Origin of the sequence: Kangiella spongicola (genome assembly GCF_003194565.2) — a bacterium.
Lineage (GTDB): Bacteria > Pseudomonadota > Gammaproteobacteria > Enterobacterales > Kangiellaceae > Kangiella > Kangiella spongicola.
The window spans coordinates 403855-418377 of record NZ_QICH01000003.1 but is presented as its reverse complement, the minus strand read 5'-3'; the positions used below and the strand labels follow the sequence as shown (position 1 = coordinate 418377).

The following is a 14523-nucleotide window of genomic DNA, read 5'->3' as shown; positions in this document are numbered from 1 at the left end:
ACTTATCTTTTAATCAACCTTAAGAATATAAAGCATGTTAACCACCATTGAACACGATTTAAGCCAACTATTTGGTCAAGCATTTGCAGACAACGACTTATCTTTCGATTTCGGCGCAACTGTGCGCTGTACTCGACCAGAGTTAGGCGACTTTCAGTGTAACGGTGCGATGGCGGCGGCGAAACAGGGCGCTGGTAACCCTTTTGTTGCAGCGGAGAAGGTTGTTGCTTCGCTTGCCGATAACGACATTATCAAAAATATCGAAGTGGTTCGCCCAGGCTTTATCAATATTTTTGTTAATGAAGAGTATCTAGCCAACAAGCTTACTACTTTCAGTAAAGACAAGACTTTCGGCAGTGCAGAAGACTTGTCTAGTACCAAGGTTATGATTGATTTTGGTGGGCCAAACGTTGCTAAATCGATGCACGTTGGTCACCTTAGAACAGCGATTATTGGTGATTCACTACAGCGTATTTTCCGTTTTAAAGGCTACGAAGTTGTTTCCGATGCTCATCTAGGTGACTGGGGAACTCAGATGGGTATGTTGATTGAAGGCTTAAAAAAGCGTCAACCAGACTTGCTATATTTCGATGAAAACTTTGAAGGCGAATACCCAAAAGAGTCGCCAGTAACGATTCAGGATTTGGAGACTATTTATCCTGAAGAGTCAGGACTTTGCAAAACTGATGAAGAAGCCGCTGAAAAAGCACGTCAAGCGACGCTAGAGCTGCAAAATGGTCGCCCAGGCTACCGAGCTTTGTGGAAGCATTTCGTAGAAGTGTCGATTGCGACTTTGAAGCGTGACTATGGTGAGCTTGGAGTTACTTTTGATTTGTGGAAAGGTGAAAGTGACGCAGATCCTTTTATCCCTTTAGTGTTAAAAGAACTTGAAGAGAAAAACATCTCGGTCAAAGACCAGGGCGCGTTAATTGTGCCAATTACGGACGAAGAGGGCGAGAAGGTCATGCCTCCGCTTATTCTACGTAAATCAGATGGCGCTGTGATGTATGGTACTACTGATATAGCAACGCTATACGAGCGTATCCACGAAGACAAAGCCGATATTGTTTTATATGTGGTTGATGGTCGTCAGCAACAACATTTCAAGCAAGTGTTTGCAACGGCTGATCTAATGGGTATGGATAAAGTTTGTACCTATGAGCACACTTATTTCGGAACCGTGAACGGTAAAGATGGCAAGCCATTCAAGACTCGTTCTGGTGGCGTTATGAAGCTTCATGACTTGATTCAGATGGCTAAAGACGAAGCTCGCAAGAAACTGGCAGAGTCGAACTTTGGTGTGGATTTTGATGAGGCTGAAAAAGAAGAGATTGCTCATAAAGTTGCTATTTCTACGTTGAAGTTTGCCGATCTAAGAAATTTCCGTATTAAAGACTATATCTTTGACTTAGAGAAATTTAGTGAGTTTGAGGGAAAAACTGGGCCATACTTGTTGATGCAAGTTGCACGTATTAAATCTATTCTGCGTAAAGCAAAAGAGATTGGCGCCGAGCCTGGTGAGTTACTAGAAACTTCTGATAACGAAAGAGCTTTGACCTTTAAGCTGCTGGAATTTAACTCGGCTTTAAACAAAACCGTCGAAAAGCGGGCTCCACACTTTTTGTGTGAGCATCTATACAATCTTGCACAAGAGTTTAGCTCCTTCTATCAGAAGCAACACATACTCAAAGAGGCCGATTCAGCGAAACGTGCCAGCCTATTGAAACTTTCTTCAATCTGTCTAAATCAGTTAGAAGTAGGCTTAGAGCTGCTTGGTATTGAAACGCTAGAGCGCATGTAAAGAATTATAAATATACCGAATGGTTCTTTTGAAAAAAAATTGATGTTCGTTAAGATGGCTCTATCACGGAGCCATTTTTTTGGATGAACACTATTATGAATAAAGAACTACTGAAAGAACGTGCTTATATTGACGGACAATGGGTGTCTGCTGATAAGACTTTTGATGTAGACAATCCTTTCGATAACGGCATTATAGCCTCGGTCGCTGACTGTAGCGTAGAGCAGGTCGAGCAGGCAATAGACTCCGCTAACACCGCCTTTAAATCTTGGTCTAAAACTACCGCAAAAGAACGTTCAAATTTATTGCACAAGTGGTACTCGCTGATTACTGATAATGCAGATGATCTTGCGGAACTCTTAACCATTGAGCAAGGCAAGCCACTTGAAGAGGCCAAAGGAGAAATTTTATACGGAGCTTCCTACATTAAGTGGTTTACCGAAGAAGCGCTTCGCGTTAATGGTGACCTAATCCCTTCGCCAGACGGCGACAAGCAGATTGAAATTCACAAGTTCCCAGTTGGGGTTGTTGGAATTATCACTCCTTGGAACTTCCCACAAGCCATGATCGCGAGAAAAGTTTCACCAGCACTCGCTGCGGGCTGCACCGTTGTGATTAAACCTGCGTCGGAAACACCGCTTTCTGCGTTAGCCATGGCAGCGCTTGCCGATCAGGCCGGTATCCCTAAGGGCGTAGTAAATGTTGTGCCAAGTACTTCTTCAAGCGAGGTAGGGCAGGCCTTAACCTCTAGCCCACTGGTTCGAAAGATTTCGTTTACCGGCTCGACGCCGGTGGGGAAAAAGCTCATCGCCCAATCGGCAGAAAACGTGCAAAAAGTTACCATGGAATTGGGCGGTAACGCTCCTTTCATAGTATTTGATGATGCCGATATCAATGCGGCGGTAGATGGGTTGATGGCGAGCAAGTTCCGCAATTCAGGGCAAACCTGTGTTTGTGCGAATCGTGTGTTTGTTCATGAGAACCTTTATCAAGAATTTATAAAGCACCTGGGAAATCAAGTTAATGACTTGAAGCTAGGAAACGGACTCTCTAAAGGCGTAAAAATTACCGCACTGATTAATCAAAAAGGTATCGAGAAAGTATTAAGGTTGATTAAACAAGCGACTGACTCTGGTGCTGAAATTTTAGCTGGTGGCAGTCAAAGCAAAGAGTTTAAAAATATCATACAACCAACGATTCTCTCCAATGTTACTCAGGATATGGATATAGTGAGCGAAGAGATATTTGGCCCGGTTATTGCGTTAATACCATTTAGCGATGACGATGAGATTATTGAAGCCGCTAATAACACAAGCGCAGGCCTTGCGTCTTACGCTTATACCCAAGATAGAAAGCGTATTAAAAGACTCGTACGTGACCTTGAATACGGCATGGTTGGGATCAATACGGGAATGCTTTCTAACGAAATGGCGCCTTTTGGCGGCGTAAAAGAATCAGGCATGGGGCGTGAAGGATCTAAATATGGAATCAGCGATTATCTAGATATTAAATACGCCTGTATCGATTAAATTTAAGGCGAGAAGTCTGATATAAAAAAAGCCCCAGAAGGGGCTTTCTTACTTTTTCAATTAGATTGGAAATAATGACTATTATTTCAATACTTTCCCTTTGTAATTCAGGTTATACGCCGACCTTAGCCCTAAGAATAGACTGACGCACATTAATAGAAGCACCACAGAGAAGGGCAGACCAACAGTAACCGCTGCTGATTGCAATGCACCTAGCGCATTGGCACCGCCACCAAAGAGCAACACAGCCGCAATGACACCTTCCATTACAGCCCAAAAGACTCGCTGAGTAACTGGCGCATCAACTTTACCACCAGCCGTAATGCTATCTATCACTAAAGAACCTGAGTCTGACGATGTAATGAAGAAGACCAACACTAGGATGATAGCTATAGTCGATGTAATCGTAGTTAAAGGTAAGTTTTCAAGCATTTGGAACAAAGCAAGAGAGCTATCTTTAACGCCATCAGCCAGAGCTCCGACTTCATTCTTGACTTGGTTAATACCTGAACGGCCGAATATCGTCATCCACACTGCCGTCAACAGGGTTGGAATAATTAATACTGCCGCTAGGAACTGTCTTACTGTTCGACCTTTAGAAACGCGAGCAATAAACATCCCGACGAATGGTGACCATGAAATCCACCAAGCCCAATAGAAAATTGTCCAGCCTTTGTAATAACCTTCGTCTTCACGACCAATCCAGTTACTAAGCGGTAAAACGTTTTCCGCATAGCTCATAAGAGTAGAGCCTATTCCATTAAGCAACATCACAGTAGAGCCAGCAACCAATACAAAAATCATCAATATTGCCGCTAATGACATATTAATGTTGCTGAGAACTTTTACACCACCATCCAAGCCTCTGACAACCGAGAATAGGGCTACGACGGTCACACCAAAAATAATCGCTAGCTGTGTCGTAATGTTATTTGGAATTTCATCATATAAGAAGTGTAAACCACCAGCGGCTTGGCTTGCGCCGTAACCCAGAGAGGTGGCAAGGCCGAAGATGGTCGCTAATACTGCGACAGTATCAATTATATTGCCAGTCGTGCCCCAGACCCTTTCACCGAATATAGGGTAAAAAGTCGATCGAATCGTTAGCGGAAGATTACAGTTATAAGTAAAGAATGCTAGCGACAAACCAACGACCGCATAAATTGCCCAAGGATGCAGTCCCCAGTGGAACATTGTGCCGCCCATGGCAAGAGCTTGAGCTTCTTCGGTTCTAGCTGGCACATTAAACGGAGTAGCGTTTTCGCTAGTGAAATAACCTACAGGCTCTGCTACACCAAAGAACATCAATCCGATCCCCATTCCGGCTGCAAAAAGCATTGCAAACCAAGACAATAAAGAAAAGTCAGGATCGGCTTCTTTACCACCGATTCGAACTTTGCCGTAGGGCGAGACCAGTAGAAATAAGCAAAACAGCACAAAGATATTACTACTAATCATGAACAACCAGTCGAAGTTGCCGATAGACCAATCCTTGGCTGCACCGTAGTAGTTGCTTGATTTTTCGGGGAAAAGTAGTGTCAGTATAACTAAAAGACAAACAAAAAACGCTGAGGCGAAAAAGACAGGGTTATGTAAATCCATACCCATTATTTCCACGTTGTTATCGCCGACTTCGTGGTCAGTATCGTATTTATCGTGTAATGGATTGTGTATTGCGCTCGACTCTTTATCAGAGACGCTCATAAGTCCTCCTAGAAGTAGTAACCAATATTAATATTTAGGCGTGAGTGCCACTTTTCTGGACCGTTGTAGATACCTATACCAGGGCCTCCTGCGAACCACATATTCTTGCCAGCGATCCAATCCACGTAGGTATAGAGCCCGTCTTTGATTAAAGTACAGCCGGTAACATTTTGGATAGAATCCGTTAATCCTGGCTTATTATTAGTTGCGGTATAGGTGAAATCGTTATAACAGACTACTTTATCTAAAAAGTCATTGCCGACTTTGAAAGTTTTAGCGACGTTGAAACTGGTAACGTTAGCCTCAGTAGCGATTTCGAAAGGGAAGTCGAACGCTGACATTGCTATGCGGTTGTTGTCTGTTTGTAATTCTGGTGCAGCTTCGTAATCGTAATAAATATGCTGTAACTGAATATTCCAGCTATCAAAGTGTCCGTCAAAATGAACCGCTGCAGCGGCATGATCGCCTTGTGCGTTGGTTGTACGGTTGCGGAATTTACCAGCTTGCAATGATGCACCTACAACATGATCACCCCACTGATATTGGGCACGGAAGTTGGCTTGGCCATCTTCCTTATTATCGCTAACATCAGTACTGGCAATATCAAAAGAGTAGCGTCCATAACGCGCCGAGTCATCGTACTCACTATTGAAAAAGTAAGCCGTATCGAAAGTCCAGTCACCAGATGTTTTTGTCCACTTTACGCCTGCGTCATAATCATCTTCGAAGCCCAAGTAGTAGGTGCCACCGAACCAAAAACCATGAGAAGCGTAGGGACTAATACCAAAAGGAACTTGGGAGACACCAACCGCTAAACGATTATCATCGTCGAAGTTGTATCCGACCTCGGCGTGATGAATGGCATTGAAAGTTTGATAGAAGCGAAACTGTGAATCTACGAACCATTTGCCTTTGGTAATATCCACATCAACTGCAAACAATTCGAAATCAAAAGCACCATCACTATCGTTGTCATAATCTTTCCAACCATAGTTTAAACGAACGGCGCCACCAATATTGACTTCAGTTTCATCATTATTTGCGAAGGACTCGCAGGGGAAAACAATTAAACTACCCAGCATCAAAACAGATAAGCCCGATAGAAATTTAGACATGTCTTATTCCTCAGTCAAAATAAGGGTGTAACCCTAACCCTTACCAATGAACAAAGCAAATTTGCCGTGGCTACATAAGAATTAGTAATCAACACCATCTTGTTGAAGTTAAGCAAAGTAATGTGATTTTGCGTTTTGATGAAAAAACAACCATTAGCGCAAATAATCACAATCAAACTAGGCCCCAAAAAAACATAAATGTAGAATCAAATAAAAGTATACCTTGTAGTTCCGCTTATCTGATTATATTTAACAGAATTTTCCATTCTTAGGTGACCTTAATTCGTAAAGAAAGCCTGCCCACATAGCATTAGATTATATTATTAAAGCGCATTAGAAAACATAGTGTTAATTCCTAAATAAATCCTGTCATGCCCTAACATAGCTCACTATAATTACGCCTCATCATGGTTTATATGGATTATTAAACGTTGAATTCACTCAAAAAAATTCTAACATTCTTGTTATTAACTCTTCCTTTTCAAGCAGTTGCATCTGAAACCTCAAGTAGCGCAGCGGTTGATTTGACACATCACTGGGTTGGGTTTTTAGCAATCGGTATTTTTGTACTTTCATACTCTTTAGTCATTTTCGAGGAAAAGCTTCACCTTAGAAAATCTAAACCAATTTTGGTTGCCGCTGGGTTGATATGGCTAGTTATCGGTATTGTCTATAAGCAATACGGTTTGTCGGATGTTGCCGCTGAAGCGGTAAGGCATAACTTTCTTGAGTATGCTGAGCTCTTTTTCTTTCTACTAGTGGCTATGACCTACATCAACGCCATGATTGAGCGGGATGTGTTTGATTCGCTAAGAGACTGGCTAGTAAACAAAGGGTTTAGCTATAAGCAGCTTTTTTGGATGACAGGAGTCTTTGCGTTTTTTATATCAACCATTGCAAACAACCTAACCACTGCATTGATCATGTGCTCAGTGATACTCGCTGTAGGTAAAGATAATCCCAAATTTATAGCAGTCAGCTGTGTAAATATCGTGGTAGCGGCTAATTCTGGCGGTGCTTTTAGCCCGTTTGGGGATATTACGACGCTGATGGTCTGGCAAAAAGGAATTGTTGAGTTTTCTGAGTTCTTTGCACTATTTATTCCTTCTGTGGTTAACTTCCTTATCCCGGCAATAATATTTCAACTGGCGCTGACTAACGGCCAACCAAAGGCAACAGAAGAGGGTGGTCAAGCTAAAGTAAAGGAGGGCGGCATTATTATCGTCGGCCTCTTCTTAGTAACAACGCTTACTGCGATTGCTTTTCAAAACTTCCTGGGATTACCACCAGCGATGGGCATGATGCTTGGTCTAGGCTTTTTAAAAGTTTATGGTTATTTCCTTCGCCAAAAGCAAAAGAAAGTTACCGAAGAAAACCCTACAAGCGTGTCAGTTCAGCGACCCTACGATATATTTGATCGTATCGCACAGTCCGAATGGGATACCTTATTTTTCTTCTACGGTGTCATATTAGCAGTTGGTGGTCTGGGTTTCTTGGGATATTTAGGCATGGCCTCAAGCTATCTATATGGCGAATTAGGCGCAACACCAGCAAATATACTCGTAGGTGTTTTATCATCACTTGTCGATAATATCCCTGTAATGTTCGCCGTTCTTACAATGCATCCAGAGATGCCACATTGGCAATGGTTGTTGGTTACTTTAACGGCAGGTGTTGGTGGAAGTTTGTTATCCATTGGCTCGGCTGCAGGTATTGCACTTATGGGACAAGCGCGTGGGCACTACACATTCATGACGCACTTAAAATGGACTCCAGTTATTGCGCTTGGATACGCGGCCAGTATCTGGGTACATATTTTAATTAACGGATCATAATTAGTAAGAAAGCTGTGCAGTCACAAACACCAAAAGAGCGGTCTTTCTAGGCCGCCTTTTTGATTACCATATTTCTTCACCTTACACATCTATATTCGCATAACTTATATTATGTTAAATTAATGATATTGCATATAATCCGGTTACAAAAAGTCACCAGACACTACGCTTCTTTCCAAAAGTCTACATCTGAGTTCTTTTCTTGAGGTACGGCCACGATTCGTGATAAATCGACCAAAAAATAGTTTAACCATATGAAATATATTGAATATCTCAACGAACTAACAGCAGACTTTGCGCTATTGATACACTGTTTGTTATATTCGTACTTTCAACTTAGAATTTTACTACCCACTTCAGTACCGACAATACGGTTAAATTATGTATGTAATTGGTCAACTTGCCAAATTGGCAAGCGTAAACGTTGAGACCGTTAGATATTATGAACGGTGCGGCTTAATTGAACAGCCCCAAAAACCCGTTAAAGGTTATCGTCGTTATCCTGAGACGACTTTGAATCGCATTCGGTTTATCAAACGTGCTCAAGAGTTAGGGTTTTCCTTGGATGAGATCGCTAACTTGCTGATGCTGGAAGAGACTTCTTGCCAAGAAGTACAAAGTATAGCAAACCACAAACTTGCCAGTGTTCGTGCAAAAATGGCTGATCTACGCCGCTTAGAAACCAGTCTTAATGATTTACTGAAACAATGTGCAAGCAACACTGAACAGGCACATTGCCCGATTATTACTTCCCTTCTCCCAGAAAACAACTAATAACAATCGCTAAACCCCTTGACTCCGTACTTGGATACGGAGTTTATACTGTTTTCTATCAGAACATTTGAAGTGGAGTAAGCCATGGCAAAAAACGATACCAGTTTACCGCTAGTTGGTGGTATTGCTGCTGCTATTGGTGCTGGGCTTTGTTGTGCTGGGCCCTTAGTCTTGTTACTACTAGGCGTTAGTGGTTCTTGGATTGGCAATCTGACCGTATTGGAGCCATACCGCCCTTTTTTTATCTTGCTGGTACTGGTTTTATTTAGTTTTGCCGGTTGGAAAGTTTATCGACCTATAGAAGAGTGTGAGCCTGGAACCGCTTGTGCAATGCCACAAGTACGTAAGCGCCGGCAGATCATTTTCTGGGTAACCGCCTTCATTGCATTAATATTAGTCACTAGCAATTACTGGATTATCTGGTTTGCTTAATTATATCGTTGAGAAATAACCCTTGGAGAAGAAGATGAAAAAAATTGCACTATTATCCCTACTATCAATACTTAGCTTGGGTGCGTTTGCCAAGCAGCAAACAGTCATGCTTGAAGTTCCCACGATGAACTGCGTAACTTGTCCGATTACGGTGGAAAAAGCATTGCAACAGGTTGAGGGAGTTACCAAAGCTGAAGTGACCTTCGAAGATAAGTTAGCCGTGGTCACTTTTGATGATGAAAAAACTACGGTGGAAAAGCTGACCGAGGCCACAAAAAATGCCGGCTATCCATCTGTGGTAAAGCAATAAAGGACGAATACTAATGAAGAACCTGCTGAGTCTTTTTACCCGCATTGGCGACAAAGCCAGCTCATTAGGTGCCGTGGTGTCTGCCATGGGTTGTGCCATGTGCTTTCCGGCCATCGCCAGCTTGGGGGCAGCCATCGGGCAGGGTTCCTCAGTCAGTGGTAGTGGTTCTTTATCAATACACTCTTGCCTATATTGGCTTGGGTTAGCCTAATAGTTAACGGACTTGGCTGGATTGGTCACAAGCAGTGGCATCGTAACCTGCTTGGTATGCTAGGGCCTATTCTGTTGTTGCTATCACTTTATCCGTTCTTTCAATATGCCTGGAGCACTTATGTGACGTACTCAGCCTTGGCACTGATGGTAGCGGTATCAATCTGGGATATTTTTTCGCCAGCGAATAAACGCTGTGACAATGAAAGTTGTGTGCTTCCTGCCGACAACACTCACTCAAATCCATAAGGAGGTCTTTATGCGTAAATTCTCCATCTCTGGAATGACTTGTGAAAGATGCCCTCAGCAGATCGAAGATGCCTTGATCGTCATGCCTGGCGTCAGAAATGCCACCGTTTTTTATACGAAATCCAGTGCAGTCGTCGAAGCAGAATCTGATGTCAATGAACAGACGCTAATCAATACCATCAAAGCTCTTGGCTACACGGCTCAACCTGTCGCGTTAGATGGCTGCGATAGTGAAGATGTGACTGACAAAAAGTCGCTGCATGTCGCTATCATCGGTACTGGCTCGGCTGCTTTTGCTTGTGCTATCAAGGCAGTGGAAAATGGAGCACAAGTCACACTCGTTGAAGCTGGAGATGTGATCGGAGGTTGTTGTGTTAATGTCGGTTGTGTACCTTCGAAAATTCTGCTCCGGGCTGCCCAGCTGGCTGAACAGCAGCGTAACAATCCTTTCGACGGTCTAGAAAATCATGAACCTTCTTTGGATCGTAGCTTGTTAGCGAAACAACAAACTGCACGCGTGGAAGAGTTACGTGCCGCCAAATATCAGCATATTCTGGATACCAATCCAGCATTGTCATTGGTACAAGGTTATGCATCTTTTAAAGATACTCATACCTTAACTATTCGCAACAAAGATGGTTACGAGCAAGAGCTGGTTGCAGATCGCTTTTTGATTGCCAGCGGCAGTCAGCCATCTATTCCTCCTATTCCAGGCCTGGTTGATACCCCTTATTGGACTTCGACGGAAGCTTTATTCGAAACTGAGCTACCTGAGCACTTGTTAGTGATAGGCTCTTCAGTTGTGGCTGTCGAACTTGCTCAAGCTTATCGTCGGCTGGGTGCAGAGGTCACTATCTTGGCTCGCAGTACTTTATTGCTCCGTGAAGACCCACTGTTGGGAGAAGGCTTAACCGTAGCTTTTGAACAGGAAGGCATTCGCGTACTGGAACATACCCAAGCCAGTCAGGTGTCTTATGAAGATAATAAGTTTATCCTTGATACCGAGCAAGGAGAAATTCGTGGCGATAAATTGCTGGTCGCCACCGGCCGTGCACCCAATACAGCTAACCTTAATCTAGGCGTTGCTGGTGTCGAAACAGAAGCCAATGGAGCGGTCGCTGTGGACAATCAGATGCGCACATCACAGCCACATGTTTATGCTGCTGGTGACTGTAGCAACATGCCGCAATTAGTTTACGTTGCAGCTGCTGCTGGGAGCCGTGCTGGGATCAATATGACTGGCGGTGAAGCACAATTGGACCTGTCCACCATGCCTGCCGTGATTTTTACCGAACCGCAGGTAGCAACGGTAGGGTTGTCAGAACAAGAAGCTCATGCACAGAATATTGAGACCGAAAGTCGAGTATTGCCACTGGAAAACGTGCCTCGAGCACTGGCTAACTTCGACTCTCAGGGTTTCATCAAACTGGTGGTTGAAGCTGGCTCCCAACGCCTGATCGGAGCCCAAGTATTAGCTCATGATGGCGGCGAGATTATCCAGAGCGCGGCACTGGCGATTCACAACCACATGACAGTGGATGACTTAGCGGATCAATTGTTTCCTTATTTAACTATGGTGGAAGGCCTGAAGCTTTGTGCACAAACTTTCAGTAAAGATATTAAAGAACTGTCTTGCTGTGCTGGGTAAGCTTTATCTTTCGTCAGAAAAGATATTTATGAGTCTGCTTTTGGTTTCCAGTGATACGGTACTACCAATTTACTGCATATTTCTTCGTGGAAAGTTTCTTCAGTAACTGTTTGAGAGCTAGCCTCAAGCAAGATATTTGGCCACAATAGGAGATGTGATCATCTGAATTACTGCAAAGAATGTGGCTGGTATTACTATTTCTGATGGCAACCGGGATGCAGCCACAAAAGCCGCTGCAATGCTAAATTCTTTTTTGCTGACAGTAAATAGGTATGCGATGACTTCCGGTCGGTCTGTCGTTATAAACCGTGAAGCCATTCCAATTAAGTAGCCACAAAGATTTAGACTTAAAGCTGCTCCAGCAATTACAAAAGCATACTATCCATAACCAATGATGGTTTCTGCATTGGAAGCCACTACCGCAAGTAATATTACAAGATAGAAGACTGACCCAATTCCTGCGTAAGTCGAATCATGCTTTGAAATAATCGTCGGAAAGTTGGTGCGTAAGGTTACACCGAGAATTGTAGGAACTAAAACAACTAGAGCTAACTCCAGGATGATGGAAACGAGAGGGACTTCTAGCTGTATCCCTGTCAGCCATAGAAAAAGGAGCGGAACTACGAAAGGAGAAAAGGCTGTATTGACCGCATTGAAAAAGGCGACCAGTCAAGAAGCCTGCAATTGAATCGGGCCATAGACGAGCCCCATTGCCAAAAACTGTCTTGACGGTTTGCGAAAGACTATTCGTACGGCATGTGCATCAAATGTAAGGCTGATCACAAACATCAGAATCACAAGTAAAGGGGCTATTGAGGAGTCGAGGTACTTCCCGGATTCGGGCAATATCAGGCCAACTCCAGCTACAATAATCACAAACCAAACAAGATTTGATTCAACGAAATAAATTAATCGACGCATAAGTCAAGGGTACCAGTTACTGTGCGGCCACAATATAAATTATAGCTGTACTCTCCCAATTACAAAGCTTCAGAAGCATCGCGGCATTGCTCGTCAGTCATTTCAAGCTCAATAGTCGTATGCTCTAAATTAAATTTACTCAATCGTTCTGCTATAGATTTTTTTAACTCCAGCTGTTGCTGCATAGATAGTGCATCCTGTAGAGCTAGATGAGCAGTAAGTACGTGATGCTCTCCATCCAATGACCACAAGTGCAGGTGATGGATACTGTCCACTTCTTCAAGTTCTATTAAGGTTTTGTATACTGATTTTGACAGTTCTTTGTCAGGGATTGCCTGTAAAAATAACCTTATAGTGTGCCAAAGGTTTTTAGCAACATTAATTAAAATATAGAGAGTGAAAAGAAACGACAAAGCTGGGTCAAGAATGGGCCAGTCAACAAAAAGAAGTACGATGGAAACGATTAAAACTGCAACCCAACCAAGTACATCTTCCAGTAAATGCCAGTTGAGTATACGCTCATTAAGAGTTTTACCTTTACTTAATTTATAAGCCGCAAAACCATTAACTAGCACCCCAAACACGGCTAACGCGATCATGCCCTCAACCATAGGCATTTCTGGTTGCAGGAGTTTAGGGATAGCTTCTGTCAGAACCCATGCAGAACCAATAATCAGGACTAGGCCATTAATAAGAGCTCCAAGCAGTGATAATCGGCGATAACCATAGGTGAACTCTGAATTTGAACCTTTCTCACTAACTTTACTAAGGAACCAAGCAAATCCAATGGATAAACTGTCGCCAAGATCATGGACTGCATCGGCCATGATGGCGGTACTATTGGTTAAGATACCTCCTATAAACTCGATAATGGTAAAGGTGACATTCAGAAAAAATGCCCAACCTATACGAGTATTTGAACCATGTGAGTGCGAATGATCATGCATTTAAGATTACCTCTTGTGGAGCTTTATTCTTACTTTAGGATTTGATCTTCAATATGCGAAAACCACCAGTTAAAACAATTGAGCCAATGATAAAGCCAATGATTAAGTCTGGGTATTGCGACCCCGTCCATGCTACCAACCCCCCAGCAATAATAACACCAAGGTTGGCGATGACATCGTTAGCAGAAAAAATCCAACTTGCTCTCATGTGAGCGCCGCCATTTCGCTTTTTGGCAATTAAGATTAAGCACCAGACATTTGCTACCAAGGCAATTAAGCCAAACACCATCATAAGGTTTGACTCAGGCTCACTCCCTTGAACCAGTCTCCTCACAACTTCTGTTAATACACCCAGAGCTAAAATAACCTGTAACCAACCTGATATATGCGCTGCACGGAGTTTTTTTCGGACGCCATGCCCAACGGCGTATAGTGCCACCCCATACACTGCTGCATCGGCAAACATATCCAATGAATCAGCTATCAATCCGGTCGATTGTGCCCACCAGCCGATAACAAGCTCTGTAATAAACATCACTGCATTAATAGCTAACAGCATTTTAAGTATGCCAGCTTCCTCTGCTTCTTCATTTTGTGCCGTTAACCTTGCCTTATGGATAATCTCGCTGTCCACAGCGCTGGTTGACTCTAATCTCGCGCCAAGTCCAAGAGATGTTATCCGATTTTCTACCATGTCACTCACATCAGGATGATGAAACACTCTGACTTTACGTTGTGGCGTATCAAATTCAAGGATTACACCTGGCTCAAGACTGTCCAGAGCCATCCGGATCATGCCCTCTTCTGATGGACAATCCATTTTAGGCACGTGGTATTCGCTTATATATGCCCCTTCAAATAACTTGTCGTTGCTAGCAATATCTTGCGTTATATCAGTAGCATCTGCTTTGCAGTCACGGTTACATTTCTGGCTCATAGGTATACCTTGCATTTTTTGATATTGGCTTTCCCCCTCCCCGGCGGAAAGTCCTCGATACGAAAATGGGCGAGCTTTCAGCATTAATGGGGTGTTGGTTCAAACCATCTT

12 protein-coding genes and 1 pseudogene are annotated in these 14523 nt (G+C 43.2%); 8 read left to right on the top strand and 5 right to left on the bottom strand.

Features of this window, described 5'->3' with window-relative positions; all coding sequences use genetic code 11:
- The first annotated feature begins 34 nt into the window (after nt 1-34).
- Complete coding sequence (gene argS, locus DL796_RS10720; RefSeq protein ID WP_110201695.1) at nt 35-1801, top strand: arginine--tRNA ligase; 1767 nt, start codon at nt 35-37, stop codon at nt 1799-1801.
- Nucleotides 1802-1896: 95 nt separating this feature from the next.
- Nucleotides 1897-3330, top strand: a complete 1434-nt coding sequence (locus tag DL796_RS10715; protein WP_110201823.1) for an NAD-dependent succinate-semialdehyde dehydrogenase — start codon at nt 1897-1899, stop codon at nt 3328-3330.
- A gap of 81 nt (nt 3331-3411) precedes the next feature.
- Here the strand turns inward: DL796_RS10715 and DL796_RS10710 are convergent, their stop codons facing one another.
- Both DL796_RS10710 and DL796_RS10705 read right to left on the bottom strand, forming a co-directional pair.
- Nucleotides 3412-5034: a BCCT family transporter gene (locus DL796_RS10710; RefSeq protein WP_110201694.1), complete on the bottom strand. Its 1623-nt coding sequence runs from the start codon at nt 5032-5034 to the stop codon at nt 3412-3414.
- Between the two features lie 8 nt (nt 5035-5042).
- A complete protein-coding gene (locus tag DL796_RS10705; protein WP_110201693.1) occupies nt 5043-6149 on the bottom strand; it encodes a hypothetical protein in 1107 nt (368 codons plus the stop codon).
- Nucleotides 6150-6580: 431 nt separating this feature from the next.
- On the opposite strand from DL796_RS10705, the gene nhaD reads away from it, so the two are divergent.
- From nhaD to merA, 6 genes and pseudogenes are all read left to right on the top strand, one after another.
- A complete protein-coding gene (nhaD, locus tag DL796_RS10700) occupies nt 6581-7984 on the top strand; it encodes a sodium:proton antiporter NhaD (protein ID WP_110201692.1) in 1404 nt (467 codons plus the stop codon).
- Nucleotides 7985-8365: 381 nt separating this feature from the next.
- On the top strand, nt 8366-8758 hold the full coding sequence (merR, locus tag DL796_RS10695; RefSeq protein ID WP_012801204.1) for an Hg(II)-responsive transcriptional regulator: 393 nt from the start codon (nt 8366-8368) through the stop codon (nt 8756-8758).
- 84 nt (nt 8759-8842) lie between these two features.
- Entirely contained in the window at nt 8843-9190 is a 348-nt protein-coding gene (locus tag DL796_RS10690; RefSeq protein WP_110201691.1) for a mercuric transporter MerT family protein, read from the top strand.
- A 34-nt stretch (nt 9191-9224) separates the two neighbouring features.
- Nucleotides 9225-9500: a mercury resistance system periplasmic binding protein MerP gene (gene merP, locus DL796_RS10685; protein ID WP_110201690.1), complete on the top strand. Its 276-nt coding sequence runs from the start codon at nt 9225-9227 to the stop codon at nt 9498-9500.
- A gap of 13 nt (nt 9501-9513) precedes the next feature.
- Nucleotides 9514-9959 (top strand): annotated as a pseudogene (gene merC, locus DL796_RS10680) (organomercurial transporter MerC).
- 10 nt (nt 9960-9969) lie between these two features.
- Nucleotides 9970-11607 carry a mercury(II) reductase gene (gene merA / locus DL796_RS10675; protein ID WP_018624874.1) on the top strand — a complete coding sequence of 546 codons (1638 nt, stop codon included), beginning with the start codon at nt 9970-9972 and terminating at the stop codon, nt 11605-11607.
- A gap of 378 nt (nt 11608-11985) precedes the next feature.
- Here the strand turns inward: merA and DL796_RS11845 are convergent, their stop codons facing one another.
- The 3 genes from DL796_RS11845 to DL796_RS10660 form a co-directional block, all read right to left on the bottom strand.
- The gene (locus DL796_RS11845; RefSeq protein WP_197047990.1) at nt 11986-12276 is read right to left on the bottom strand and encodes a bile acid:sodium symporter; all 291 of its coding nucleotides are present in this window, start codon (nt 12274-12276) and stop codon (nt 11986-11988) included.
- Nucleotides 12277-12587: 311 nt separating this feature from the next.
- Nucleotides 12588-13475 (bottom strand): cation diffusion facilitator family transporter, encoded by an 888-nt coding sequence (locus DL796_RS10665; RefSeq protein ID WP_018624875.1) that lies wholly within the window; start codon nt 13473-13475, stop codon nt 12588-12590.
- A gap of 34 nt (nt 13476-13509) precedes the next feature.
- A complete protein-coding gene (locus DL796_RS10660) occupies nt 13510-14412 on the bottom strand; it encodes a cation transporter (RefSeq protein ID WP_110201689.1) in 903 nt (300 codons plus the stop codon).
- Nucleotides 14413-14523: the final 111 nt, after the last annotated feature.

Excerpts from the sequence above, each read along its gene's own strand:
- merP (WP_110201690.1), top strand. The coding sequence starts at position 9,225 with ATGAAAAAAATTGCACTATTATCCCTACTATCAATACTTAGCTTGGGT.
- DL796_RS10660 (WP_110201689.1), bottom strand. The coding sequence starts at position 14,412 with ATGAGCCAGAAATGTAACCGTGACTGCAAAGCAGATGCTACTGATATA.
- DL796_RS10715 (WP_110201823.1), top strand. The coding sequence starts at position 1,897 with ATGAATAAAGAACTACTGAAAGAACGTGCTTATATTGACGGACAATGG.
- argS (WP_110201695.1), top strand. The coding sequence starts at position 35 with ATGTTAACCACCATTGAACACGATTTAAGCCAACTATTTGGTCAAGCA.
- merR (WP_012801204.1), top strand. The coding sequence starts at position 8,366 with ATGTATGTAATTGGTCAACTTGCCAAATTGGCAAGCGTAAACGTTGAG.
- merA (WP_018624874.1), top strand. The coding sequence starts at position 9,970 with ATGCGTAAATTCTCCATCTCTGGAATGACTTGTGAAAGATGCCCTCAG.
- DL796_RS10665 (WP_018624875.1), bottom strand. The coding sequence starts at position 13,475 with ATGCATGATCATTCGCACTCACATGGTTCAAATACTCGTATAGGTTGG.
- DL796_RS10710 (WP_110201694.1), bottom strand. The coding sequence starts at position 5,034 with ATGAGCGTCTCTGATAAAGAGTCGAGCGCAATACACAATCCATTACAC.
- DL796_RS10690 (WP_110201691.1), top strand. The coding sequence starts at position 8,843 with ATGGCAAAAAACGATACCAGTTTACCGCTAGTTGGTGGTATTGCTGCT.
- DL796_RS10705 (WP_110201693.1), bottom strand. The coding sequence starts at position 6,149 with ATGTCTAAATTTCTATCGGGCTTATCTGTTTTGATGCTGGGTAGTTTA.